This window comes from Salinicola halimionae (assembly GCF_003206065.1).
Taxonomy (GTDB): Bacteria; Pseudomonadota; Gammaproteobacteria; order Pseudomonadales; family Halomonadaceae; genus Salinicola; species Salinicola halimionae.
On record NZ_PZJQ01000002.1, the window covers coordinates 811801 to 836241 of the forward strand.

Annotated in this window: 21 protein-coding genes; 7 read left to right on the forward strand and 14 right to left on the reverse strand. The window is 58.7% G+C overall.

Going from position 1 to position 24441, the window contains the following annotated elements; all coding sequences use genetic code 11:
* Positions 1-309 precede the first annotated feature (309 nt).
* Entirely contained in the window at positions 310-2052 is a 1743-nt protein-coding gene (locus DOM27_RS04295) for a DUF4209 domain-containing protein (protein WP_157956713.1), read from the forward strand.
* 225 nt (positions 2053-2277) lie between these two features.
* Here the strand turns inward: DOM27_RS04295 and DOM27_RS04300 are convergent, their stop codons facing one another.
* On the reverse strand, positions 2278-3231 hold the full coding sequence (locus tag DOM27_RS04300; protein ID WP_110654778.1) for a TIR domain-containing protein: 954 nt from the start codon (positions 3229-3231) through the stop codon (positions 2278-2280).
* A 154-nt stretch (positions 3232-3385) separates the two neighbouring features.
* Between DOM27_RS04300 and DOM27_RS04305 the strand changes: the two genes are divergently transcribed.
* Entirely contained in the window at positions 3386-3742 is a 357-nt protein-coding gene (locus tag DOM27_RS04305) for a hypothetical protein (RefSeq protein ID WP_110654779.1), read from the forward strand.
* A gap of 152 nt (positions 3743-3894) precedes the next feature.
* On the opposite strand, the gene DOM27_RS04310 is transcribed toward DOM27_RS04305, so the two are convergent.
* A complete protein-coding gene (locus tag DOM27_RS04310; protein ID WP_110654780.1) occupies positions 3895-4602 on the reverse strand; it encodes an SIMPL domain-containing protein in 708 nt (235 codons plus the stop codon).
* 241 nt (positions 4603-4843) lie between these two features.
* Here DOM27_RS04310 and DOM27_RS04315 point away from each other — a divergent pair, with 241 nt between their 5' ends.
* Entirely contained in the window at positions 4844-5218 is a 375-nt protein-coding gene (locus DOM27_RS04315) for a hypothetical protein (RefSeq protein WP_110654781.1), read from the forward strand.
* A gap of 350 nt (positions 5219-5568) precedes the next feature.
* On the opposite strand, the gene DOM27_RS04320 is transcribed toward DOM27_RS04315, so the two are convergent.
* On the reverse strand, positions 5569-6321 hold the full coding sequence (locus DOM27_RS04320) for an SDR family NAD(P)-dependent oxidoreductase (protein ID WP_110654782.1): 753 nt from the start codon (positions 6319-6321) through the stop codon (positions 5569-5571).
* 115 nt (positions 6322-6436) lie between these two features.
* Positions 6437-7345, reverse strand: coding sequence for a LysR family transcriptional regulator (locus DOM27_RS04325; RefSeq protein WP_110654783.1), 909 nt, complete (start codon positions 7343-7345; stop codon positions 6437-6439).
* Positions 7346-7763: 418 nt separating this feature from the next.
* On the opposite strand from DOM27_RS04325, the gene DOM27_RS04330 reads away from it, so the two are divergent.
* Positions 7764-8138 carry a hypothetical protein gene (locus DOM27_RS04330; RefSeq protein ID WP_110654784.1) on the forward strand — a complete coding sequence of 125 codons (375 nt, stop codon included), beginning with the start codon at positions 7764-7766 and terminating at the stop codon, positions 8136-8138.
* Between the two features lie 223 nt (positions 8139-8361).
* Here DOM27_RS04330 and DOM27_RS04335 read toward each other — a convergent pair whose 3' ends face one another.
* The 4 genes from DOM27_RS04335 to DOM27_RS04350 form a co-directional block, all read right to left on the reverse strand.
* Positions 8362-9774, reverse strand: coding sequence for an alpha,alpha-trehalose-phosphate synthase (UDP-forming) (locus DOM27_RS04335; RefSeq protein WP_110654785.1), 1413 nt, complete (start codon positions 9772-9774; stop codon positions 8362-8364).
* Positions 9771-11600 (reverse strand): glycoside hydrolase family 15 protein, encoded by a 1830-nt coding sequence (locus DOM27_RS04340; protein WP_110654786.1) that lies wholly within the window; start codon positions 11598-11600, stop codon positions 9771-9773. The genes DOM27_RS04335 and DOM27_RS04340 overlap by 4 nt, the downstream gene beginning before the upstream one ends.
* Complete coding sequence (gene otsB, locus DOM27_RS04345; protein ID WP_157956714.1) at positions 11567-12337, reverse strand: trehalose-phosphatase; 771 nt, start codon at positions 12335-12337, stop codon at positions 11567-11569. Before otsB ends, DOM27_RS04340 begins: the two co-directional genes overlap by 34 nt.
* A gap of 312 nt (positions 12338-12649) precedes the next feature.
* On the reverse strand, positions 12650-12952 hold the full coding sequence (locus DOM27_RS04350; RefSeq protein ID WP_110654788.1) for a hypothetical protein: 303 nt from the start codon (positions 12950-12952) through the stop codon (positions 12650-12652).
* A 336-nt stretch (positions 12953-13288) separates the two neighbouring features.
* Here DOM27_RS04350 and DOM27_RS04355 point away from each other — a divergent pair, with 336 nt between their 5' ends.
* The gene (locus DOM27_RS04355) at positions 13289-14491 is read left to right on the forward strand and encodes an ABC transporter substrate-binding protein (RefSeq protein ID WP_110654789.1); all 1203 of its coding nucleotides are present in this window, start codon (positions 13289-13291) and stop codon (positions 14489-14491) included.
* A 96-nt stretch (positions 14492-14587) separates the two neighbouring features.
* On the opposite strand, the gene DOM27_RS04360 is transcribed toward DOM27_RS04355, so the two are convergent.
* The 5 genes from DOM27_RS04360 to typA form a co-directional block, all read right to left on the reverse strand.
* A complete protein-coding gene (locus tag DOM27_RS04360) occupies positions 14588-15898 on the reverse strand; it encodes a branched-chain amino acid ABC transporter permease (RefSeq protein ID WP_110654790.1) in 1311 nt (436 codons plus the stop codon).
* The gene (locus DOM27_RS04365; protein WP_110654791.1) at positions 15898-16896 is read right to left on the reverse strand and encodes a branched-chain amino acid ABC transporter permease; all 999 of its coding nucleotides are present in this window, start codon (positions 16894-16896) and stop codon (positions 15898-15900) included. Before DOM27_RS04365 ends, DOM27_RS04360 begins: the two co-directional genes overlap by 1 nt.
* A gap of 60 nt (positions 16897-16956) precedes the next feature.
* Positions 16957-17661, reverse strand: coding sequence for an ABC transporter ATP-binding protein (locus DOM27_RS04370; protein ID WP_110654792.1), 705 nt, complete (start codon positions 17659-17661; stop codon positions 16957-16959).
* 164 nt (positions 17662-17825) lie between these two features.
* On the reverse strand, positions 17826-18596 hold the full coding sequence (locus tag DOM27_RS04375) for an ABC transporter ATP-binding protein (protein WP_110654793.1): 771 nt from the start codon (positions 18594-18596) through the stop codon (positions 17826-17828).
* A 212-nt stretch (positions 18597-18808) separates the two neighbouring features.
* Positions 18809-20662 carry a translational GTPase TypA gene (gene typA, locus DOM27_RS04380; RefSeq protein WP_110654794.1) on the reverse strand — a complete coding sequence of 618 codons (1854 nt, stop codon included), beginning with the start codon at positions 20660-20662 and terminating at the stop codon, positions 18809-18811.
* Positions 20663-20898: 236 nt separating this feature from the next.
* On the opposite strand from typA, the gene DOM27_RS04385 reads away from it, so the two are divergent.
* Positions 20899-21459 carry a nucleotidyltransferase family protein gene (locus DOM27_RS04385; RefSeq protein WP_110654795.1) on the forward strand — a complete coding sequence of 187 codons (561 nt, stop codon included), beginning with the start codon at positions 20899-20901 and terminating at the stop codon, positions 21457-21459.
* Here the strand turns inward: DOM27_RS04385 and DOM27_RS04390 are convergent.
* Positions 21456-22445 (reverse strand): polysaccharide deacetylase family protein, encoded by a 990-nt coding sequence (locus tag DOM27_RS04390; RefSeq protein ID WP_110654796.1) that lies wholly within the window; start codon positions 22443-22445, stop codon positions 21456-21458. The two genes, DOM27_RS04385 and DOM27_RS04390, sit on opposite strands and share 4 nt — an antisense overlap.
* Positions 22446-22893: 448 nt before the next feature.
* Between DOM27_RS04390 and glnA the strand changes: the two genes are divergently transcribed.
* The gene (glnA, locus tag DOM27_RS04395) at positions 22894-24300 is read left to right on the forward strand and encodes a glutamate--ammonia ligase (protein WP_110654797.1); all 1407 of its coding nucleotides are present in this window, start codon (positions 22894-22896) and stop codon (positions 24298-24300) included.
* Positions 24301-24441: the final 141 nt, after the last annotated feature.

The window sequence follows — 24441 nt, forward strand, 5'->3', positions numbered from 1 at the left end:
TTAGGTCGGGCTTGTAGCGACACGGTATCTGCGTTACCAAGGGTTACAGAAGACGCTCGAGGCCGATGGCTGAGCTTGGTGAGGGTATATTCGACAGACGGGTCGAATGGCTGCAATCGACCCTAAGCGGACATGGCGGCAAAGGTAGCAGGCGCGTTTATTGGTGCTATGGGCAGTCGCAATGAAAGTGCCAATTAAAATCAGCAAGTTGGTAGTGCGGTATAATAATATTGAACGCGCATGCTCGTTCAAGTGGAAAAACACGTGTGCTACCAGATACCTGTTAGGCAACTTCAACAAGGAGCTATCATGAATGAAGAGCTAGTCAGATTAATGGAAGAGCTTGATCGTTCTAAGGAGATAGCTAGCGAACATTCTATTTCGTCAAAAATAAATCGTGCTACCGAAAATGATCAAAGTCCAAAGGCCATAGCCGAAAGAATTGCATTTGGATTTTGCGAAGAATATCTGGATAAGCCAAATGGCTGGGGCACATATTTTGGGCCTATGATGGTTTGGGTTGGGGATGACGGTAAGGCGTATGAAAGTCCCAGCATTGCACTGGTGACCAAAGAAATTATTGAGCACTGGAAAAGCAGGTCACAAGAAACCAATAATCCATTGATGAAAGCTCGCTATGCTGGGCTTGTTTGGGATCTCTCTGAAGCTGCTGTGGACGAAAAGCCTGACTATAGGATTGCTATTGACTATGTAAATGCGCTTCTTGATGTGACTGATAACGATCTCTGCGAACACCCAATCGAAGCAATCACGAAAATCAAAAGGGCGTTCAAAGTTGCGTCCGCTCTGAATAACAGAGAACTGGCAGAAAGGTGTGTTGAAAGCGCGATTAAATTAGAATGCAGAATTGCTGAGGATGATAAAGCGGGCCTTTGGGGATTTTGCTTTGAGCTTTTTGTTTTAGGTAAATATAGGAATTTGTCTGAGACACAAGAGCAAAAGCTTGTGGATGATCTCGAGTCCCGATTAACACGTGTCTCTAAAGGGCATTCACCATGGGTGTGTGAATCGGCGGCCATCCCTTTAGCCACTTATTATCGTAGCAAGGGAATGAACGATGAAGTCATTCGAGTAATTGAGGTCGTAGGAAATAGTTTTGAAGATGCGTGTGATGGCTTGGCTCCAATGCAGGTCTCTTCTTGGCTCCAGCATTTGCACGACATTTATATAAGCTACAACATGATCGAAAACGCAGAACGCGTTTCGAAGAAGATCTCTGAGGTAGGGCCAGGTGTCGTAGAGAGTATGCAAGAATTCTCTCATAGCATGGAGATTCCCAAGGAAAAGTTAGATGCATATCTAGCTTCAATGACGGAAGGTGGGCTTCATAAAACCCTTAGTAGAACTGCTGCGCAATTTATTCCGAAGAGGGATCAAGTAGAACAGCAGGTCTTGGGTCTGGCAAAAAATCACCCATTGACATATTTGTTTACGAAGACACTGCAGGACCACAAGGGAAGACCTGTGGCGACGATTGGAGGAATAGAAGACGATCTGGAAGGCAATGTAATTCACCAGCTATCACAAAATATGAGTATTTACTCATTTTTTCTCAGGCATTCATTTAAAAAAGCCTCTGAAGTTTACGAATTTGATGCCCAAGAATTGACCGCATATATATTTCAGTCACCGATATTCGAAGAGTCTAAAAAGGATCTTATCCATACTGGTGTCCAAGCTTACCTCGGCGAGGATTATATCTCCGCAATACATATATTGGTTCCCCAGGCAGAGGCAGCTATTCGAACGTTGGTGGAGCTAATGGGGGGCGCTACTTTAAGGAAGAATAGGCAGGGTGGGCTACAGTTGAGGACGTTTGACGATTTACTAAGAGATGAAAGGGTAGAAGAGTGTTTTGGTACTGATTCATCTTTCTATTTCAGGATGCTACTTACTGATCAACGGGGTTGGAATATGCGAAATGACGTATGCCATGGAATCAGTCCGGTAGGTGCCTTCAATTATTCCACGGCAGATAGAATCATGCACGTAGTCCTTTGCTTGGCTCAGGTTAGAGAGAACAATACCTAACAAGGTGCTGCTGGCGGACAATTTTTACGCTGCTCTATAAAATTGCCGCAGAACGCGACGTTATATCAGCTCTGGCTGAACGTCCGCTCTTGGCCGGTAGCTGCCGGCCGCCAGATGCAGCTTCCGGAGTCGATACCGGTGACTAAACATGGTGTAAGGCGGCCCCTAAGGTTTTTTCATTTCTGGCAAGCGCTCCAGTCCCACGGATATCTGGCAGGAATCAGTTTAACGCTGCAGAGGAGCAATGACGGTTTCCCATAGCAGCTCCGCGGCACCTTCCTGTGATAGTTTCTGATCGCGTCCTCTAGGGGCAGTCATTCCCAAGCTCGTTAGATAGAGCGATTGGTCATCTGCCTGTATCGTGAGCATCTCGTTGTACGAGCTGTCGCTGAAAGAGGCGCCCTGGCTATAGTAGATACCCGCACCCATTTGGCCTCCAACAAAGACCGTCGCCCTGGCAACGTCTTGACCGTCCTTATAGATGGTTGCCGAGAACCTATTGGCATCGACTCGCCGGAATGCCCCCTCGAAACCGGGATTGCGTGCCTGAAGTTCATTCAGTGAGTTTTCGAAATAGCGCGCGATGTACTCGAAGGTGTCGAGCTGGAACCGGTCTTTGTCCAGCTGAGTGAAGGTCTTGGTAAGACGCAGATTGCTTGATCGTGGGCCATTAGGTACTACCTGGTGGGAGGTAGTTAGGTTGATGCGATCTGTTTGCGGACTGACGCCGATGTCCCTGGTACGCAATTTCTCAGCTGCTTTACGCACCTCTTTGGCCACCAGCAGAAACGCTTCGTCCCTATCAGGCCACAACGTAACTGGCTTTCCGTCCTGAGGGGTGCCAAGGAGTTTGCCGAATGGCGCGTACTGCCAATCGCATGCGCGTAGGATCACTGGGATGACGATCGCATCACCAGCTTGATGGCGCTCCATAGCCCGCTTCATCTCGATGTTGTAACAATAGTCGGAAGCGATGAAGTCGGGGCTGACCAACAGCAGGATGATCTCATCGCTGTTGATATGTTCGTCAATGGCAGCATCGATCTCTTGGCCAGCATTGATACGTCGATCATGCCAAGTGTTGATGACCCCTTGCCGCCTGAGCATTGCAAGCTGCTTCTCAAGCTGATCTCGCAGCGCCTCGTCAACATGACAGTATGAGAAAAAAACATTGGGCAAGATCAGTAATCCCCAGTGATAGGCTTTACCCGATCTTACGATCTATTGTGCGCTGAACACAAAGCTTTATGATTACGTCAAGCATCTGGGAACTACAATTCAGATCGGCGCAGCCAAACCCTCCCCGCCTCACACCAACAAGAAGGAAAGCGGTATGGAGATCGTCACCCTCGTTGAAATCTGCTTAAACCGTATCGGAACAGCTCAAGGGACTGGTGGAGCCTTTAGCGCCAGTAAGTCGCTCGTAGTGTTTGCTGAGGTAGAAGACCCAGAAATACAGACAGTACGCGACATGGTTATCAAGGCAGCTGAGGAGAATGGAGAGACCGATGCGCTTGATGAACTCAAGCACGACCCCCACTATGGAGCAGGAACCATCTTCTTCAATATTCAGGGGAGGAACGTCCATTACAGCCAAGTATATGCCGAGTGCGAGGTCTTTCCGGCACTCAAGTCTGGAGATCGTTATTCCCGTCTACAGGAAGTTAAAACAACGTCTCGCGATAGGTGAAGCAGCAGCGCCAAGAGGTGGAGGTTTTGCTTGAAGCCGCCACGCCACTGAGTCGTCCCTAATTTTGTAGATATCGCCACGCTCAAATGGAAGCCTACTAATACTTTGCGGGGTAGTCCGCTTAAGGCCGAAAGCGGACCCTCGAATTGGCCTCACTCCTCCAGCGCGTAATCGATCGTCGTCACCACCCGCACCCGCTTGATATCGGGGGTGTAGCTGTCGAGATCCTCGATCGAGAAGTAGCCTTGGCTGGCGCTGCGAATCGCGCCGACGCGACTGCCGGAGTCTCTGGCGAACTGCTGGGCCACACCGCGTGCATCCTTGGTGGCTTCGGCGACCATTTCCGGCTTGAGGTCATTGAGGCCGGTGAACAGGAATTCGGTACGGTAATCGTAATTGGGTGACAGCACGACGCCGGCACGCACCAGTTCTCCCGTTTGGGGCATCGCTTTCTTGACGTTATCGACTGCCGGGGTTCGCAGCAGCACCGTGGCTTCGGCCTGATAACGCTCGTCGGGCCGGTCGGCGCCATAGAGGTTGGCGAATCGGTCGGTCACCTGGGGCGAGGTCACGGTAATGTTGCCGGTCTCGAAACCACGCTGGGTCAGGAATTCGCGAATGCGGGTTTCCTGAGCGGTCAGGTCGCGCTGCAGCGTTTCCAGCTCGTTGGCGGTGACGGTGTAGTGCAGCGGCCAGAGTGCCATGTCCGCTGGCACCTCACGGTCCGAAAGCCCCTTGACTGTGACGCTACGACCGGCGTCTCGCCAGGTTTCGGCGGCATCTTCGATATAGCTGCCGCCCCAGATCATGCCGATTGCCAGTAGGCCTCCCAGAATCACCGCGCTCCGTGTCGGTAGCATTGATTTCTCCTGTTTCCATAGCCGTCTGCTGGCATTGTCCTGATAGCCAGTATCGTAGCCGGTTATCAGTGCCGTGGGATAGACCGCCGCCGTCTGGCAATCCGGTGACTCTATCCATCAATCCCGCTGATATTTGATTTCAGACTGACTGATTAGTCAGCTAATAAGGTGATCCCCATAATCGCGTCATCGGTTAGGCCAAGGGGCCAACCACTCAAACGAAGATGATTGGAGGTTCACCATGAAAACTCGCATTCTCGCCGCTATCGCACTGGCCGTCGCACTCCCTGCCGCCGCTCAGGCCAACAGCGTCATGGAGCAACGGGCATTCGCTCAGCAGCACGAAGCGCTGAATACCCAGACAACTTCCAGCTATCAGTTGCTGCCGTCCGACTATCGCATCAATACCGTCAGCGGCGGCCATAGCACCGCGGCCGATCATTCCCTTGCCTATGTCGCAGCGATCACGCAGCGGGCAACCGCTATCGCTGGTGGCAATAGCGAGCTGGTCGGCCAAGGCCAGAGTGATTCAGCCGCGCAGTCGCTGCAGAACGTCAATGGCGGCGGCGATACCGGGCAGGGCAATGTCGAAATGTCTTTCGCCAGCCTCGATTGATCGATAAGGCTGTGACGGTAGGCGCCCGAGTGTCGGGCGCCCTGACAGGAATTGAAACTCGAGCCGTATGACACTCGAGCCGGCACGACCACTTTTGCTTCTTCTTAGTTGCTTCTTGCTAGTTGGTACTTCCAGGTTCCCTGTACCTCCAACTTCCCCGGTCCATCCCCTGGTCCGGGGCTTTTTTGTGTCTGGCCATCATGATTTCCGCCGGCGTAGACCAGCTGCGTGTGGCCCGGCTCGTTGACGGTGCGGGTCAGCTGGATGAGTACCAGTACGCCGGGTCGTGGTCGGATTCCGGGCGCCGATGAACTCCTTGCGGACTTCCCTGGACGCCTCGGAAACCATGATCAGACGGCGGTGTAACCACCATCCGCCATCACTACGGAACCTGTCATGTAGCTCGCACGATCACAGGCGGCAAATGCGATAATCTCCGCGATCTCTTCAGGCTGGGCCGCGCGGCCTATTGGTGTGCTCTCGCCATGCTTGGCCAGAAAATCACGTCCATTCGACATGATATCGTCCAGAATCCCGGTCACGATATCGCCAGGCGCTACTACGTTGGCGCGAATACCATGCTCGGCACCCTCCAAAGCCAGCACTCGGGTCAACTGAGCTATGGCGCCCTTCGAGGCGGCGTAAGCGCCGATGGTAGGAAACGCGACATGGCAGGCATAGGAACCCACATTCACGATCGTGCCACGGTTGGCGGCGATCATGACTTTCATCGCCTCGCGCGAATGTAGAAAAGTCCCGCGCAGATTCACATCGAGCACGGAGTCCCAATCCTCGATCGTCATCTCCGCCACACGCTTGTTGATGATGCGCGCAGCGTTATTGATAAGAATGTCCAATCGGCCAAAGCGCGCCATTGCCAGCTCGACCGCTCGAGTAGCCGACTTTTCTTCTGAAATGTCGCCGGTTATCGAGACGATCCGGTCGGAGTATGACTCGAGTTCTGCGACTTCAGGTTTCACGTCTTCCGCGACGACATAAGCGCCGCGGTCAGCGAAGAGTCTGGTCACGGCGCTGCCCACGCCGCCAGCGGCACCTGTCACGATTGCGACGCGGCCATCGAATTCTCGATTCAGATCAGTCATGCGTATTCTCCTGGTAGTGAAAAAGCACCGTCTTTGACGGTTCGGAGAAAACAGTAGAGGTTTCGCGTAGGCAGATAATCAGCAGATGGCTGAAAGCGATAGTTAGTAGTGCTAATCAATCAGAGGGCATGCGAATGGTCTGCTTCATAAAGTCGATGAACGCACGCATTACCGCAGAGTTCTGGTGTTGCCTCGGAAAGCAGAGATAGAAGCCCTCGAATGGCGCACTCCAGTCTGTCAGCAACGGGATGAGTTCGCCGTTGTCGACGTATGGTCGAATCTGATCTTCTGCCCAGAAAGCGACGCCAGCGCCTCTCACGGCTGCCTCAAGAGCGATGCGCTGATCGTTGAACGACAGAACGCCATCCAGTGTGACCTTGAGCCACTGGCCATCCTTGAAGAACTCCCATTGATAACTGCCCAGCTGACCCGGCCATCGCCAGGTAATGCATCGATGTCCCCCGAGGTCAGCCGGTGTTTCCGGATAGCCGAACCGTTCCAGGTAGGAAGGAGACGCCGCAGCAACCTGGCGAATTCGTGGTCCTAGCGGTATCGCAACGAAACCCTGATCCAGCATTTCCTCAAGACGGATGGAGAAGTCGTAGCCCTGATGGACCACGTCCAGTGAAGCGTCATCGAGGGTCACGTCGATTCGAATATCCGGAAACGCATCAAAGAAGTCGGGCAGATGCGGTTCCAGATACAACCGTGATCCCATGCGCATGGCGTGCACGCGAATCCGGCCGCGCGGTCGAGTGGCAAGCAGGGAGGTGTCAGTCACGGCAGCCGACACTTCATTCAGAGCAGGCTTCAATCGATCTGCCAAATGCTTACCGGCTTCCGTCAGATGGACGCGCCGGGTCGTGCGATGCAGAAGCTGCACACCCATCCGGCTCTCGAGAGCTTTGGTGCTCTGGCTCAACGCCGAAGGTGTAACATCCAGCGATTCAGCTGCGCGTACGAAGCTGCCATGTTCCACGATAGCCATGAAGCCTTGCAGCTCTGCGAACTCGGTTCCGCGCATCGAAAAGGTCCTCGTTCGATTCAGCGTTGAATAAGCCTTCATTGCTGCCGAAATTTAAGCCTCGGATCCCTGCCTACGAACCGCCATATCGCATGAGCATGCCGGATTCAGCCCTGACTTCGCTGTGCGCCTTGAGCGTGGGTATCGGTACGGCTCGCCATTGGATGGCGCGCAATCGACTTACAAATTCTGGCAGACCGAGCATTGGGATCCGCCTCAGGTAAATCCGTGGGAAAGGCTGGTTAGGCTGCCTCGATCAGGACGTCTCTCACTCACCTTTCAATGACTGCCCCATCAATCCCGGTGATATTCGACTTCGCGCCAACTGATTAGCCAGCTAATAAGGTGGCCCCCATAATCTCGTCATCGGTTAGGCCAAGGGGCCAACCACTAAAACGAAGATGATTGGAGGTTCAACATGAAAACTCGCATTCTCGCCGCTATCGCACTGGCCGTTGCCCTGCCTGCCGCCGCTCAGGCCAACAGTGTCATGGAACAACGAGCCTTCGCTCAGCAGCATGAAGCCTTGAATACCCAGACGACTTCCGGCTATCAGGCACTGCCGACCGAGTACCGCGTAGCCACCTTCGACAATGGCTATAGCGATGAAGCCGGTCGCGCCCTGGCCAGCGTCGAAGAGTCTACCCGTCACGGCACTCATCTCATCGGTGCAAGCACCGACCTGATTGGCCAGGGCCAAAGCGTGGCGGCCGCTCAGGCGCTGCAGAATGTGAATGGCGGCGGTGATACCGGCCACGGCAACGTCGAAATGACTTTCGCCAGCCTCGACTGATCGAGACCGCTATTGCAGCAGGCGCCCGTATGATCGGGCGCCTTGAAATGAGCTGAAACTCGAGCTGAATCTGTGCCGTTTTGGTGCATCTCGGTTCATGACACTTCTGAATTTCCGGCGCTTCTGACTTGCCAGCGCTCTCGGGTGTCTAGTACCCGTTCCCTGTACCTCCAACTTCCCCGGCCCATCCCCTGGTCCGGGGCTTTTTGCGTGTGAAACCGTTCTAGTCTTCGTCTTCGTCTGCATCGGTCTTCTGCTGGCCGTCGACCTTCTGCTGACTGAGATGCTCCATGAAGCGCCGGCGCCATTCGAGCAGGCTGTTGCGTCTGAGCACGCCGATCATCTGCTGGTAGCGTTTGCGGCGCTCCTCGAGTGGCATGTTCAGGGCCTGTTCGATGGCGCTGGCGATGGCGTGCACGTCGTAGGGATTGACCAGTAGCGCGCTGCTCAACTCGTTGGCGGCACCGGCCAGCTCGCTGAGCACCAGCACGCCGGGGTCTTCGGGGTCCTGGGCGGCGACGAACTCCTTGCAGACCAGGTTCATGCCATCGCGCAGCGGCGTCACCAGGCCGACTCGGGCGGAGCGGAACAACCCAATCAGCGCCTCGCGGGGGTAGGTCTGGTTGAGATAGTGCACCGGCACCCAGTCGAAATCGGCGTAGGTGCCGTTGATGTGTCCGGCCATCTCCTCGAGCTGGCGGCGCAGCTCATCGTATTCGGGGATCTCGCTACGCGAGGGGCTGGCGATCTGCATGAACAGCGTCTTCTGGCGGCGATGCTCGAAATCGGTGAGCAGTGCCTCGAAGGCGTTGAAGCGCTGCACCAGCCCCTTGGAGTAGTCGAGCCGGTCGGCGCCGATGATCAGGTCGCGCTCGCCCAGATCCTCCTGGAGCTGACGCGCCTGTTCATTGGCGCAGGAGCGCTCGGCTTCGGCGGTCAGCTCATCGACGTCGATGCCCACCGGGTAGACGCCGGTGCGTATCCGTTGGCCGTTGCACTCGATCATGTCGCCGAAGACCGCGGCGCCGAACGTCTCGATCGCCGCCTGGCGGAAAGCGTGCAGGTCGTTGTCGGTCTGGAAGCCGATCAGGTCGTAGTGCAGCAGATCGTCGAGCAATTCGCGGTAGCCGGGCAGTGCTCGCAGCAGATCGTAGCTGGGGAAGGGAATGTGCAGGTAGAACCCCATCGGATCCTCGACGCCCGCTTTGCGCAGCTCCTTGGCCAGTGGCAGCAGGTGGTAATCGTGCACCCAGATCAGTTCGCCGCCCTCGAGCAGTGTGGTCAAGGCGCTGGCGAAGCGCTCGTTGACTCGCCGATACGCCTTGGCGTACTTCAGCTGGAAGTCCATGGCACCCAGGTTGAAGTGGAACACCGGCCAGACGACTTCGTTGGAGAAGCCCAGATAGTAGTCTTCGTAGTCTTCCTTGGAGAGCGGCAGGGTGGCGTAGGTGATGTTGCCGCGCTCTACGGTGGTGGGTTGGCTCGAGGACGCGTCGCTGACCTTGCCGTCCCAACCGAACCACAGCCCGCCGTATTCGTTGAGAGCGCCGGTGATCGCCACGGCCAGGCCGCCGGCTTCGGATTTGCCGGGTTCGGGGATGGACACGCGATTGGAAATGACGACGAGACGGGTCATACAGCCTCCTCCCAGCTACGGCTGAGATGTGTTGCCGAGTTGATCAACCCGACCATGCTGTAGGTCTGCGGGAAGTTGCCCCACAGTTCGCGATTGGCGGTGTCCAGATCCTCGGAAAGCAACCCTTGGCGGTTGCGGCACTCGAGCATGTTCTCGAACAGGCGCCGTGCTTCGTCCTTGCGGCCGATCGCGCAGAGCGCGTCGATGAACCAGAAGGTGCAGATGTTGAAGGCGTTCTCGGGGTGGCCGAAATCGTCGGCGGCGGCGTAGCGAAACAGGTGGTCGCCGCGCCGCAGTTCGACCTCGATGGCATCGACCGTGGAGACGAAGCGCGGGTCGTCGGCTTTGAGGAAGTCCAGGTCGTGCATCAGCAGCAGGCTGGCGTCCATGGTTTCGCCGCCGAAGCTCTCGGTGAAGGCCTGACGCGATTCGCTCCATGCTTCTTGGCAGATGACCTCGTGCATGGCGTCTGCCTGCTGGCGCCAGCGGGTCGAATCCTCGGGTAGTTCGAGCTGGCCGGCAATGCGGGCCAGCCGGTCGCAGGCTGCCCAGCACATGATCGCGGAGTAGGTGTGCACTCGGGCGCGGCCGCGGTATTCCCAGATGCCGGCATCGGGCTTGTCGAACAGTCGCGCCGCCTGCTCGCCGAGCAGCGTGAGGCGGCGAAACAGTGCCTCATCGCCGGGTCGCGTCAGGCGCTCATCGAAGAAGGCCTGGTTGGCCGCCAGCACCACGGCGCCATAGACGTCATGCTGTATCTGGCTGTAGGCGGCATTGCCGGTGCGCACCGGCCCCATGCCGCGATAGCCGCCCAGTCCTGACATGTCGAACTCGTCTAGTCGTGCCTCGCCGCCGATGCCGTAGAGTGGTTGCAGCTCGCGCTCGGCCGCGCCGACCACCAGGTTGAGAATGTAATTGAGGTAATTCTCCATGGTGGCCGTGGTGCCCAGCCGGTTGAGCGCGTGGACCACGAAGTAGGCATCGCGCAACCAGCAGTAGCGGTAGTCCCAGTTGCGCTGGCTGTCGGCGGCTTCGGGCACCGAGGTGGTCATCGCCGCGATCACCGCGCCGGTATCTTCGAAGGTACTCAGCTTGAGCGTGATCGCCGCGCGGATGACCGCTGTCTGCCAGTCGAAGGGGATCGACAGTCCGCGAACCCAATCATGCCAGTAGGTGGCGGTCTCGCTGTGAAAGCGCTGGCACAGGGTGGTTACCGATTCGGTGACACTTTCATCGGGACCGAGCAGGAAGTTGAGTTCACCGTCGATCACGATCGGCGATTCCTGCTGGACGTAAGTGATCGAGGCGTCGGTGGTCAGGCGTGTGACCCGGTTGCGACCGATATAGCGAATATGGTGACTGCCCTGCGTGGTATTGGGCGTCTGGGTGCCATATTCGCTGGTCGGGCGCAGCTTGACGCGGATCACCGGCGTGCCGGCGAGGGGCTCGACACGACGAACCAGCCCGACCGGACGAAAAGGCCGCCCGAATTGATTGAAGCGCGGGCAGAAGTCACTGATACGAATGCGTCCGCCGTACTTGTCGGTGAGTTCGGTGCACAGAATCGCGGTGTTGCGCTGGTAGTACTGTTTGGTGTCGACCAGATCCTGCAGCTCGATACTGAAATAGCCGCGATCCTGGTCGTCCATCAGGTGCGAGAAGAACGGGTCGCCGTCGAAGCGTGGCAGGCAGCACCAGACGATACGTGCCTGGCTGTCGATCAGTGCGCCGATCTGGCAGTTGCCGATGAGGCCGAGTTCCAGAGTGGAATGTTGCGCGTCGTGGGGCGGGATCAGGGATCCGGCGTTATCAGAGTCTCCAGCCATGTCAGTACCTCCTGTACTGATTCGAGATAGCAGGTAGCGGCAGTGTCATCCTGGCTGCCGACACGCACGGAATGTCCGCCACGAGCGTTGACGATGCGAAAGGCGTCTTCATCGGTGACGTCGTCGCCAATGAAGACCGGCTTGCGATCTCGGAAGGCCGCGGTTTCGTCGAGCAGGCGGGCAACAGCGGTCCCCTTATCATAGCCGCTGGGGCGCAGCTCGAGGACGCATTTGCCGGGAACCAGCTCGAAGGTGTCGCCCAGCGATCGCTGTTGGGCTTCGAAGAACTCGTGGCACGCTCTAGCGAGTTCGGGAGCGCTGCGGTAGTGCAGGGTCAGCGAGACGCCCTTGTCCTCGTAGTGCAGGCCGGGACGACCTTCGACGAAGGCCGCCAGAGCGTCGCGGCAGGATGCCAGTTGGGCGGGTTGATCGACCGCCGAATGGCGGGAGCCGTCGGCATCCCGCCACTCCAGTCCATGAATGCCAGCCATTGGTAGGGAGACCGGCGCGAGCAGACGCTCGAGCTGATCCAGCGGACGCCCGCTGACCACTGCCACCGCACCGTCGTAGGTCTCGAGGAGTTCGCCGAGCAGCGCCTTCAGTCGTGGCGATACTTGGACATCGTCGGGATGGGCGGCGAGCGACACTAGCGTGCCGTCGAAATCGAGAAACAGCGCCCAGTCTCGACGAGGTGGGGGCAACTGAGAACAAGGCTGGTTCGAAGAAGGTTTGGACATTGGCCTGCGCGCGCTCATCTGAGTGAATGATCGGGTTCGTCGGCGTCGCCAGCTTGGGTGGTTCTGCGGTACGCCTGGTAAAACCCGCCCATGGAGGGCAGCTCAGAGCGACGGTCGAAACGCCGGCTGCATGCCGGCGTTGCCCTGGTGCGCCTTTCTCGGACGGAAACGGGTAGGGAGGTGATGCCGTCCGGCCTGGTGTTTTTCGGTCTGGAGTTGTCCGGTCCAAAATCGCCCGGTCTAGAGTTGTCCCGCTGAAAGTTTGTCCGACTGAAGGTTGACCTGGTTTATGACCAGCAGCCCGCTCCGGGCTCAGTCGTCATCCGCGGCGGCTGACTGGAAGGCGCGTTTTTCGTCGGGAAGGCGGACCATGTCGCCAACGTTGAGTTCGCCATGGCTGTCGTGGCGGTCCCCGTTGTCGCCGACCAGTGCAGCGACCTTGCCGATGCTGACGCCATCCTTGTAGGCCTCGACCTGCACCCGCACCGTGGAGCCATGATAGCGCGCGGTCAGCATCATGCCCGGTTGCGGCGTGACACGATGCTGTTCGTCCTTGGCGTAGTGGGCGTCGACACTGGCGCCACCCGGGGTATCCCATTCAACATGCTTGTGCATGGCTCTCTCCTTGCCGTTAGCATCATTGCCCGTTCAGCGTAGCTGTTAATCGGCTGGTTTGCTGCCAGTGAGGTGTCTCGCACTGGCATCTCGTGTTCATGCCACGCGCTATCATGGAGCCGGGGAGGCACGCCGAAAGGTGAAGACACGAACGGTTACGAATGCTTGTCTTTTGGGCGGCTTGCCAGCAGAGTAAACGTTGTCTTTCAGGACGGGATAAAGTCTTTCACAGCCCAACAAAAGCCTTTTACGACCCAATAAAGCCTTTCATGATCGAATAAAGTCTTTCATGACCGAATAAAGTCTTTCGCAACCCTACCAAGAGCGACAACAGCGATGAAGAAGACAGTACTGGCACTCGCCATTGCGGCAACTACGGCCTGCGGCGGCGTCGCGCAGGCGGATGTCAAAGTGGGATTTCTCGGGGGCTTTACCGGCGGTATCGAAAGCCTGACACCGCCGATTTTCGATGGCGCCAAGCTCGCGATGCAGGAGGTCAATGAGCAGGGCGGCCTGCTGGATGGTGAAGACATGGTGATGCCGTCAGGCGATACGACCTGTTCGGACGCTTCGGCCGCCTCCAATGCCGCCGACCGTCTGGTGAACAGCGAGAAGGTGACCGCGATCGTCGGCGCGCTATGTACCGGTGCCACCATTGCGGCGGCCAACAATGCCGCGATCCCCGGTGGCGTGGTGATGGTCTCGCCGGCTTCCACCGCCCCGGCGGTGACGGATCTCGACGACAACGATCTGGTCTTCCGGACCGTGCCTTCCGATGCCTTCCAGGGCGAACAGCTGGCCAAGCTGCTGCTGTCCAAGGGCATCGAGGACGTCGCCGTGACCTACGTCAACAATGACTACGGTCAGGGCCTCGACGACGCCTTCACCAAGACTTTCGAAGCCGAAGGTGGCTCGGTCTCCGCCAATCTGGCGCATGAGGACAATCGGGCGGACTATCGTTCGGAGATCGGCAAGCTCTCTTCCGGCGGTTCGCAGACGCTGGTCGTGCTCGCCTACGCCGATACCTCGGGCCAGACGATCCTGCGTCAGGCCTACGAAAGCGGCGCGTTCACTCAGTATGCCGGCGGTGACGGCATGGTCGGCAACTCGCTGGTCGAAGCGGTCGGCGCCGACGTACTCGAAGGCATGATCGCGACACGTCCGGGCTCCCCGGATGCGCCGGGCGGCGATGTCTTCAACGATCTGGCGAAGAAGGCCGACATCGATCCGAGCGCGGTGTTCGCGGCGCAGTCCTACGATGCCGCCTTCCTGCTGGCGCTCGCCATCGAGAAGAACGGCAGCGCGGACCGCGAGGGCTTGTCCAAGGCACTTCGCGATGTTGCCACCGAGCCGGGCGAGACGATCCTGCCGGGTGAATGGGAGAAAGCCAAGAAGTTGCTCAAAGAGGGTAAGGAGATCAACTATCAGGGCGCTTCCGGCAACCAGGAGTTCGACGACAACGGCGACGTGCCGGGCATCGTGGTCGAAATGGCGGTCGAGGATGGCAAGTTCGTCACCAAGGGTGCGATTGGTGAATAAATAGCGAGCCGCCGACGAGTGATCGGCGTCACTGTTCAGATAGCAAAACCCCGAGCTCAGGCTCGGGGTTTTGCGTTTCGGGCTTCGTAAAATCGCTCAATCGTGATGTGCGACCTTCTCCGGTATCAGTCCGCGCGGGGCGAAGCGCAGCACCAGCAGAATCAGCAGGCCGATCACGAACACTCTCGCCTGCAATGCGCGACTGTCGAGATTGCCTGGCTGCCAGTCGAACCAGTGCGAGCCCAGTGCGACGAAGGCGTGCATCACGGCCAGCGCCATCGGCCCCGACATGATCCAGATCACGTAGACCAGCACGGCGCCGAACAGTGTGCCCAGGTTGTTGCCCGGGCCACCGAGAATCACCATCACCAGCACCAGGAAGGTGTGATTGAGCGGCAGGAAGCCCTGCGGATCGAACAGGCCGTTGAAGCTGGTCAGCGCCGCGCCGCCGATGCCCATCAAAATACAGCCGAAGACGAAGATCTCCTGACGGCGGCGGTTGATCGACTTGCCCATGGCCGCGGCGGAGACTTCGTTGTCGCGGATGGCGCGGATCATGCGGCCCCAGGGGGCGTGATAGGCGCGATGGAGCAGGAAGAAGATCACCGCGATCATCACCACGGTCACCGAGAGATAGAGCGCTCTCGCCGTCAGAAAGCCGACGTCACCGGGTTCCGCCACCGGCCAGGGCAGCGGCGAAATCGTCGCGGTGCCGCGAGTGAGCCAGTCTGAGTTCTTGAGAAACGCCTTGATGATCTCGGCAATGCCGAGCGTCGCGATGACCAGGTAGTCGCTGCGAAGTCCGAGACAGATATGACCGATGAAGTAGCCGACACCACCGGCCAGCACGCCGCCGACGATCCAGCCCAGCCACACGGGCAACCCCAGACCGCCGATGAACTCCACCTGGGATTCGATATCGCCGGTCACGCTGCGCAGCCAGCTGATCACGACCAGATAGCCGACGAGCCCCGCGACGATGGCCAGTGTCGTGCGCAGCAGTTTTGGAACGCCGATGCGATCGAGGCGGCTGATGCCGAACACGATGGCCGTCACCACGACCATCGCCAGCAGAACCCAGCCCAGGCGTCCGGGCAGGTCGCTCGACCAGAATTCATGATTGACGGGGATGCTGAAGAACGTCGCCGAGAAGCCACCCAGCGCCACGAAACCCATGATGCCGGCATTGAACTGGCCGGCGTAGCCCCACTGGATCGTCAGGCCGAGGGCGAGAATCGCATAGCACGAAGCTTCCACCAGCATGCGCGTGGAATAGGCCGGGCCCATGGTCGCGAACACGGCGAGCACGACGAGGGCAAGCCCGCCGAACAGGACGAGTTCGCGCTTCGGCATCGTGCGGTGGGAAGCGGCGTGCCGTGAGCTCGGCGTATTGGAAGTCGAATTCATCAGATCACCTTCCCTTTGAAGATGCCGGTCGGACGCCAGATCAGTACCGCGATCAGGATGAAGAAGGGCACGACGATTTTGTATTCGGTGCCCACCAGCGCGAGGTTGTTGGGCAGTTCCAGCCACGTCGGCAGGCTATCGCGCAACGGCCTGAGCAGCACCGACCAGTTGAACACCGCCAGAGTTTCGGCAAAGCCGACCAGAAAGCCGCCGGCGATGGCGCCATACGGATGGCCGACGCCGCCGACGATGGCAGCGGCGAAGATCGGCAGCAGCAGGAAGAAACTGAGATCCGGCTTGAAGGCGACATCCAGCGACAGCAGCGTCCCCGCCAGGGTGGCAAGCGACCCGGCGATGACCCAGGTCAGCGTGATGATCAGCTTGGTGTTGATGCCGGAGGCCCGGGCGAGATCGGGGTTGTCGGACATCGCCCGCATCGCCTTGCCCAAGCGGGCCCGAGTCAGAAACAGGTGCAGCCCGACCACGGCGAGCACGGTCACGATGAACAGAATGATCTGCGGTTCGGTGAGGATGATCGGTCGGGTAATGCCGGGTACGTCGATCCGGAAGATCTCCTTGCGCGCGTCGACGTAGAGGTTCTGGGAGCCGGTACCGGCGAACAACCGGATCAGCCCCTGCAGCATCAGGGTGACACCCAGCGACGCGATCACCATCACGATCGGTTTGACGCCGTGATTGCGCAGTGGCTGATAGAAGGCGCGATCGATCCCCACGGCGATCAGTGAGGTGATCGCCATCCCCACCGGCAGCATGACGATCGCCGTTGGCAGGCCGAGCGGGTCGCCGGCATGGGGGAAAGCCAGCGTCAGCAACAGCACGGCGAGGGTGCCGAGCGTCATCATGTCAGCATGGGCGAAGTGGGCAAAGCGCAGGATGCTGTAGATCAGCGTCACGCCGACCGCGCCGATGGCGTAGATGCAGCCGGTGACGCTGCCGGCGATCACCACGTAGTTGAAGAAATAGATCAGCTCATTCACGACAGGGTCTCTCTTGAAAGCGGGGTCTCGCGGCCGGGAGTACCGGACGACAAGGCGGCGTCAGCCACCGAGGAAGCTCTTGGCCACCTGCGGATCATCGAGCAGCGCCGCGCCGGTATCGGTGAAACGGTTCTGCCCGGCCGCGAGCACGAAGCCCTTGTGCGCGATACGCAGCGCCTGCTTGGCGTTCTGCTCGACCATCAGCACGCCGACACCGGCGGCATTGATGGTCTTCACCCGCTCGAAGATTTCGTTCATGTAAAGCGGCGAGAGCCCGGCGGTCGGCTCGTCGAGCAGCAGCACGCTGGGTTCGTTCATCAGCGCCCGGCCCATGGCCACCATCTGTCGTTGGCCGCCTGACAGCTCGCCGGCGGGTTGACGACGCTTCTCGAGCAGCGGAGGAAAGAATTCGTAGATCTGCGCCTTGAGCCGCGAAGCGGTACCCGGTTTGAGGAAAGCGCCCATCTCCAGGTTCTCCTCGACGGAGAGACTGGGGAAGATGTTGTTCTCCTGGGGGACGAAGCCCATGCCCATTTCCACCAGCTTGTGGGGGGAAAGGTTGGTAATCGCTTCGCCGCGCAGCCGGATCTCGCCTTGGGTAATCGTCAGCAGGCCGAATATGGCCTTGAGCATGGTCGATTTGCCGGCGCCGTTGGGGCCGACGATAACGCCGACTTCATCGGCCTCGATCGTCATGTTGACGCCGTTCAAGATGTTCATGCCGCCGTAGCCGCCATGAACGTCGATCGCTTCCAGTAGTGGCATGGTGTGCTCGGTTTATTGTTGAGAATGCCTTGAAGGGTATGAGGCTACCCGGGGCGTTCTGAACCCCTGTATCGTCTCGGCGTTCTGGTCTGTTCGTTTTTAGGTTTATCGCGTCTCGGCGGCCATCTTGAGGCCCTGGGCCGCCTGATTCGGCGCTCTAAACCCTAGGCGGGTTCCGCTCCAAAGTAGGCTTCGATCACTTCCGGGTTGTTCTGGATCTCGGTGATCGAGCCTTCCATCATCACCTGACCCTGGGCCAGCACGATGACCGGGTCGCACAGCCGCGCGATCATGTCCATGTCGTGTTCGATGACCAGGAAGGTGTAGCCAAGCTCGCGATTGAGGCGTTCGATATTACCCATCAGATCGCCGAGCAGGGTGCGATTGACCCCGGCGGCGATTTCGTCGAGCAGCACGACGCGGGCATCGGTCATCATCGTGCGACCCAGTTCGAGGAGTTTCTTCTGCCCCCCGGAAAGGTTGCCGGCCAGTTCGTTGCGCACGTGCGAGAGCCCGACGAAGTCGAGCACCTCGAGAGCACGGCGGCGAACTTCGGCCTCCTGTCGACGCACTTCACCGGGTTTCAGCCAGGTACTGAACAGGTTCTCGCCTTCCTGGCTCGGCGGCACCATCATCAGATTTTCGAGCGCAGTCAGGTGACTGAATTCGTGGGCGATCTGAAACGTGCGTAGCAGACCCTGATGGAAGCGTTGATTGGCAGTCAGGTGAGTGATCGGTTTGCCGTCGAGCAGGACCTCACCACTATCGGGCATGAGGCTGCCGGCGATGATGTTGAACAGCGTGGACTTGCCGGCGCCGTTGGGGCCGATCATACCGGTGACCGAGCCCTCGGCGACCTGAATGGAGCAGTCGTCGATGACCGTCAGGCCTCCGAACGACTTGCGAATATTGCGGACATCGATGATCGGCGTCATCGGGTTTCCCTTAGCGCGTCATTGCTATTGTTGAGCGGATACGCCGGTAAGACGGCGCTCCAGCTGTCGCTTATTGATGATGTTGCCGATTGTACAGCGGTGGGTCATCTTGAATAGTTTTTCTTGTTCAACGCTCGAACGCCACAAACGAATACACCCGCCGAAGGGCGGGTGTATCGATGTCACGTCAACGCGATCGATTCAGCGTGCGATCAGCCTTTCTTGCCGGCTCGCTTGCGCTCGTTTTCGGTCAGGTGCTTCTTGCGCAGACGAATGTGGCTTGGCGTCACCTCTACCAGTTCATCGGAATCGAGGAATTCGATCGCCTGTTCGAGCGTGAACTTGATCGGTGGCGTCAGCACGATGTTTTCATCGTTACCCGTCGAGCGCATGTTGTCGAGCTTCTTGCCCTTGGTCGGGTTGACCACCATGTCGTTGGCACGGTTGTTGATGCCGATCAGCATGCCTTCGTAGACTTCCGTGGCGTGATCGATGATCAGCTTGCCGCGCTCCTGCAGCGCGTAAAGCGCATAGGCCAGGGCCTTGCCGCCGACCATGGAGACCAGCACGCCGTTACGACGCTCGATGGAGGCATCCGGCTTCAGCGGGCCGTAATGATCGAAGCGGCTGGTCAGGATGCCGGTGCCCGAGGTCAGGGTCAGGAACTGGCCACGGAAGCCGATCAGACCGCGCGCGGGGATGATGAAGTCCAGACGCACACGACCCTTGCCATCCGGGTTCATGTTGGTCAGCTCGCCCTTGCGGTAGCCGAGCTCTTCCATCACCGAGCCCTGATGCTGCTCTTCACAGTCGATGATGACTTCTTCGTACGGCTCCTGCTTGACGCCGTCGATCTCGCGGATGATGACCTCGGGGCGGCCCACGGCCAGCTCGAAGCCTTCACGACGCATGGTTTCGATCAACACCGAGAGGTGCAGTTCGCCACGTCCGGAGACCTTGAACTTCTCCGGCGTCTCAGCCTGCTCGACACGCAGCGCCACGTTGTGGATCAGCTCCTGGTCGAGACGATCCTTGATGTTACGGCTGGTGACGTACTTGCCTTCCTTGCCGGCGAACGGCGAGTCGTTGACCTGGAAGGTCATCGAGACGGTTGGCTCGTCGACGGAGAGCGGCGGCAACGCTTCGACGACGTTGACGTCGCAGAGCGTGTCGGAGATCGCCAGGTTGTCGATACCGGTGATGCAGACGATGTCGCCGGCGGTGGCTTCGTCGGTCTGCACGCGTTCCAGACCCATGTGCGTCATCACCTGGCCGATCTTGCCCTTACGGGTCGCGCCTTCCTTGGTGATGATGCTGATCTGCTGGCTGGGCTTGACGCTACCACGCTTGATGCGGCCGAGACCGATAACGCCGACGTAGCTGTTGTAGTCCAGCGCTGAGATCTGCATCTGGAACGGGCCGTCAAGTTCGACCTTGGGCGGCTCGACGATGTCGACGATCGACTGGAACATCGGCGTCATGTCCTCGGCCATCGCGTCCGGCTCCATGCCGGCGATACCGTTGAGCGCGGAGCAGTAGATGATCGGGAAATCGAGCTGTTCGTCGGTGGCGCCGAGGTTGTCGAACAGATCGAAAATCTGATCGACCACCCAATCCGGGCGCGCGCCCGGGCGGTCGACCTTGTTGACCACGACGATCGGCTTGAGGCCCTGGGCGAAAGCCTTCTGGGTCACGAAGCGAGTCTGCGGCATCGGGCCGTCGACGGCATCGACCAGCAGCAATACGGAATCGACCATGGACATGACGCGTTCGACTTCGCCACCGAAGTCGGCGTGTCCTGGTGTATCGACGATATTGATGTGGTAGTTGTGGCCTTTACCGTCATCCCAGCGGATCGCGGTGTTCTTGGCCAGAATGGTGATGCCGCGTTCCTTCTCCTGATCATTGGAGTCCATGATCCGGTCTTGGCCTTCGGCCTTGCGATCCAGCGTGCCGGACTGGCTCAGGAGCTTGTCGACCAGTGTCGTTTTGCCATGGTCGACGTGGGCGATAATGGCAATGTTCCTAATGCTCTCGATACGAGCGTTAGAGGCGTTGTCACTCATGGGGCGGTTTCCATCGTAAAATGTGTGCGCCCATGTCTAAGTCGATGATCCACGCTCAAGCGCTGGATCGACGAGTCCCCTGGGCACTGAGTAGGAGGGTCGGGCGCGCATTGTACAGCCAAGCGCGCGACACTGGCTACTTTAGTCTATCCGGATAATTTATCGATGGATCGCAGGATCTTTCTTGTGCGATTTCCGCGCACGGCAAGCGGGTTGGGTCACGGTTCGAGAGGCGTATGACGGACGCAGAAAGATTGTGCGGATGGATTCGCGCCGACGCTTGGCGCATGGCGGCGCTGCGCAAGGCTCGGTCGCAGGGGCTGCCCGACTGGTGGCTGGCGGCCGGCTTCGTGCGCAACCTGGTCTGGGACCGGCTGCATGGCTATGCGTCGTCGACACCGCTCAACGATATCGATCTTGTCTATTTCGAGCCCGCCAACCCCCACGCGCTGATCGATCGCGAGCATGAAGCGAGTCTCAATCACGCCACCCATCTGCCCTGGTCGGTCAAGAATCAGGCGCGCATGCACCACCGACATGGGCACGCTGCCTATACCTCTATAGAGGAGGCGTTGAGCGTATGGGTCGAATGTGAAACCGCCGTCGGCGTGACGCTGGATGACGATGAGCGTCTGCGTCTGCTCGCGCCGCTTGGCATCGAGTCGCTGATGGCGGGGCGGGTAACGTCCAATCCATACCATGGTGACCGTGAGGTGTTTCGACGTCGGGTCTCGGCCAAGGGGTGGCGTCATCGCTGGCCGAGGCTCGAGATAGAAGATTTCCCCGGCGGAAGTTAGCCCGACAGATTGCCGAGCAGCCAGTCGAACAGCCGCCCGGGGCTATTGGCGATTGGCTGCGTGATCAGGAAGCGTGGCAACAGAACGGTGTCGATCGGAGGTTCCAGCCAGCCGGCGCGGCGGGTCAAAACGCGCTCGAATCCGGCGTTGACGGCCAGCTTGGCCAACGCCTCATCCGCCGGTTCGTTGGCACAGGCGGCCACGTTCAGCGGATGTCGACAGAGAACCGCTAACTGGTGCTGGCTATCGCGAAGTCGATTCAGGGTCTGAACGTCCTGCGGCATGGCTCGTGTCGGCACCAGACTTCCGAAGCGGAAAAGTCCGCCCTGTTCCAGGCGGCGGATGCTGAACGCGTCCAGCGCTTGATCGGCGAACACCGGTTCGTCACCCAGTGACGCGGCGATCGCGCGCAGCGTCAGGGCATGATGGGATCGTTCGAGCTCATCGACGTAGCTCTTGATCGCCTGGCTGTAGCGCTCGTCCCGATGGCCGTTGGCAATCGGCGGCATCGGCAGGGCTGCGTCGGCGAGCAGCCGATGCGCGTTATTGGCGGTATCTTCGCGCCATAGCGCCTCGCCGAGGACCTCGTGCCAACTGCTCCAGGCCCGTTGGGTGATCGGGGAAGGAAGAAACACGTTGGCCGGCAGCGCCAGCCGCTCCATCGTCGGCGAGATCTGCTTGAGCGTATCGCGCCAGCCACCGTCGAACGTAAGCGTAATGCGAGGCAGTTGATCGTGATGTAGCTGCAGCGCGCTTTCCAGGCTGACGATCTGGGCACTTTCGCTGAGACTTTCCAGCAGTTTCCGAAAGCTCTCCGGACCCAGGCACCAGTCGGATCGATGAGGCAGACGTGCCTCGGCTTCGTCATGCATGACCCGGCGCAGCGCGAGAATGGCGCTGCGGCCCCATAATGGTTCACTCAGGTTGAGACGCCAGTGGCCTCTTAGCCGCTGTACCACGTCCTGTGTACGATCCAGCCTGGGCATGGGGAATTCCGTTACTGAAGTCGTTGATCGCCATCATTACAGGCGCCTTGTCACAGTATCCGTTGCCAATCGGATTTCGGCAAAGTTTCTAGGCAAGGCTTCGGATGATTTATTTTGGTGCATTGGTATTAAATTTCGATCCATATTGGTGCGTTATCCGCCCCGTCTGTCTTCGGGGAGCGCCATTTGAGCGCCAATATAGGGCTATCAGTGCCCGTGCACTCCACCGCACCATCCTGAATTGCCTTTTTTATCATTCGCTTATTGTTTTGTTTCAGCGCTCCGCTTCATTTTGGCACATTCTCTGCATATCAATGTAAAAAGGTGTGCACATGGGCAAGAGTGCCGACTTCATGCTACAAAATACGCACGCCACACAGACGTACGCCAAACAACGGTGTTGGACATTCGTTAACGAATCGAGCCATGGCTCACAGTGGAGGACTACATGTCTGAGAAAACCCTCGCCCTTATCGAAGAACACGACGTCAAGTGGGTGGATTTGCGCTTTACCGATACCAAGGGCAAGGAGCAGCACGTCACCATCCCTGCCAAGGTCATCGATGCAGAATTTTTCGAAGACGGTCAGATGTTCGATGGTTCTTCCATCGAAGGCTGGAAGGGCATCAACGAGTCCGACATGATCCTGCGTCCGGAAGACGGTACTGCCTTCCTCGATCCGTTCACTGAAGACTCCACACTGATTCTGCGCTGCGACATCATCGAGCCGGCCACCATGCAGGGCTATGAGCGTGACCCGCGTTCCATCGCCAAGCGCGCTGAAGCCTATCTCAACAGCACCGGCCTCGGCGATACCGCCTTCTTTGGTCCGGAGCCGGAATTCTTCATTTTCGACGAAGTCCATTGGAAGTCCGATATCGAAGGCTCCATGTACAAGATCTCGTCTGAAGAAGGTGCCTGGTCCACCGATCGTCAGATCGAAGGCGGCAACCTGGCGCACCGTCCGCGCGTCAAGGGCGGCTATTTCCCGGTACCGCCGGTCGATAGCTTCCACGACATCCGTAGCGCCATGTGCAACACGCTGCAGGCCATCGGTCAGGAAGTCGAAGTGCACCACCACGAAGTGGCTAACGCCGGCCAGAACGAGATCGGTGTCAAGTTCAACACGCTGGTGAAGAAGGCCGACGAAGTTCAGGAAATGAAGTACGTGATCCACAACGTGGCGCACGCTTACGGCAAGACCGCGACGTTCATGCCCAAGCCGCTGGTGGGTGACAACGGTTCCGGTATGCACGTTCACCAGTCATTCTGGAAAGACGGCACCAACCAGTTCGCGGGCGACGAGTACGCGGGGCTCTCCGAAATGGCGCTGTACTACATTGGCGGCATCATCAAGCACGCTCGGGCCCTGAACGCCTTCACCAACGCGTCGACCAACTCCTACAAGCGTCTGGTGCCGGGTTTCGAAGCGCCGGTCATGCTCGCCTACAGTGCGCGCAACCGTTCTGCATCCATTCGTATTCCGTACACCGCGAGCCCGAAGGGCAAGCGTGTCGAGACACGATTCCCTGACCCGACGGCCAATCCGTACCTGGCGTTCTCGGCCATGCTGATGGCCGGTATCGACGGCATCAAGAACAAGATTCATCCTGGCGATGCCATGGACAAGAATCTGTATGACCTGCCGCCGGAAGAAGGCAAGAAGGTCCCGACCGTGGCGACCAGCCTCGATCAGGCGCTGGAAGCGCTCGACGCCGATCGCGCCTTCCTGACCGAAGGTGGCGTGTTCACCGACGAGATGATCGATGCCTATATCGCGCTGAAGGGCGAAGACGTCGAGCGGCTGCGTCTGGCGACACATCCGGTCGAGTTCGATCTCTACTACAGCGTCTAAGCGGATTCGAGCGTCTAAACGGATTCGAGCGCCTAAACGCACTCGAGCGTCCGGGACCACCTGGTCGGACCTGACGGAAGCCCCACTCTGGTGGGGCTTTTTTCGTGGACCGCCACGTTTCCGCGCTTTCAGCCGATATTG

Bases quoted from the DNA above. Each gene is read 5' to 3' on its own strand.
- DOM27_RS04390 (WP_110654796.1), bottom strand. From the start codon at position 22,445: ATGCCCAGGCTGGATCGTACACAGGACGTGGTACAGCGGCTAAGAGGC.
- glnA (WP_110654797.1), top strand. From the start codon at position 22,894: ATGTCTGAGAAAACCCTCGCCCTTATCGAAGAACACGACGTCAAGTGG.
- DOM27_RS04330 (WP_110654784.1), top strand. From the start codon at position 7,764: ATGAAAACTCGCATTCTCGCCGCTATCGCACTGGCCGTTGCCCTGCCT.
- DOM27_RS04335 (WP_110654785.1), bottom strand. From the start codon at position 9,774: ATGACCCGTCTCGTCGTCATTTCCAATCGCGTGTCCATCCCCGAACCC.
- otsB (WP_157956714.1), bottom strand. From the start codon at position 12,337: ATGTCCAAACCTTCTTCGAACCAGCCTTGTTCTCAGTTGCCCCCACCT.
- DOM27_RS04370 (WP_110654792.1), bottom strand. From the start codon at position 17,661: ATGCCACTACTGGAAGCGATCGACGTTCATGGCGGCTACGGCGGCATG.
- DOM27_RS04375 (WP_110654793.1), bottom strand. From the start codon at position 18,596: ATGACGCCGATCATCGATGTCCGCAATATTCGCAAGTCGTTCGGAGGC.
- DOM27_RS04305 (WP_110654779.1), top strand. From the start codon at position 3,386: ATGGAGATCGTCACCCTCGTTGAAATCTGCTTAAACCGTATCGGAACA.
- typA (WP_110654794.1), bottom strand. From the start codon at position 20,662: ATGAGTGACAACGCCTCTAACGCTCGTATCGAGAGCATTAGGAACATT.
- DOM27_RS04310 (WP_110654780.1), bottom strand. From the start codon at position 4,602: ATGCTACCGACACGGAGCGCGGTGATTCTGGGAGGCCTACTGGCAATC.
- DOM27_RS04315 (WP_110654781.1), top strand. From the start codon at position 4,844: ATGAAAACTCGCATTCTCGCCGCTATCGCACTGGCCGTCGCACTCCCT.
- DOM27_RS04320 (WP_110654782.1), bottom strand. From the start codon at position 6,321: ATGACTGATCTGAATCGAGAATTCGATGGCCGCGTCGCAATCGTGACA.
- DOM27_RS04295 (WP_157956713.1), top strand. From the start codon at position 310: ATGAATGAAGAGCTAGTCAGATTAATGGAAGAGCTTGATCGTTCTAAG.
- DOM27_RS04340 (WP_110654786.1), bottom strand. From the start codon at position 11,600: ATGGCTGGAGACTCTGATAACGCCGGATCCCTGATCCCGCCCCACGAC.
- DOM27_RS04355 (WP_110654789.1), top strand. From the start codon at position 13,289: ATGAAGAAGACAGTACTGGCACTCGCCATTGCGGCAACTACGGCCTGC.
- DOM27_RS04385 (WP_110654795.1), top strand. From the start codon at position 20,899: ATGACGGACGCAGAAAGATTGTGCGGATGGATTCGCGCCGACGCTTGG.
- DOM27_RS04325 (WP_110654783.1), bottom strand. From the start codon at position 7,345: ATGCGCGGAACCGAGTTCGCAGAGCTGCAAGGCTTCATGGCTATCGTG.
- DOM27_RS04350 (WP_110654788.1), bottom strand. From the start codon at position 12,952: ATGCACAAGCATGTTGAATGGGATACCCCGGGTGGCGCCAGTGTCGAC.
- DOM27_RS04360 (WP_110654790.1), bottom strand. From the start codon at position 15,898: ATGAATTCGACTTCCAATACGCCGAGCTCACGGCACGCCGCTTCCCAC.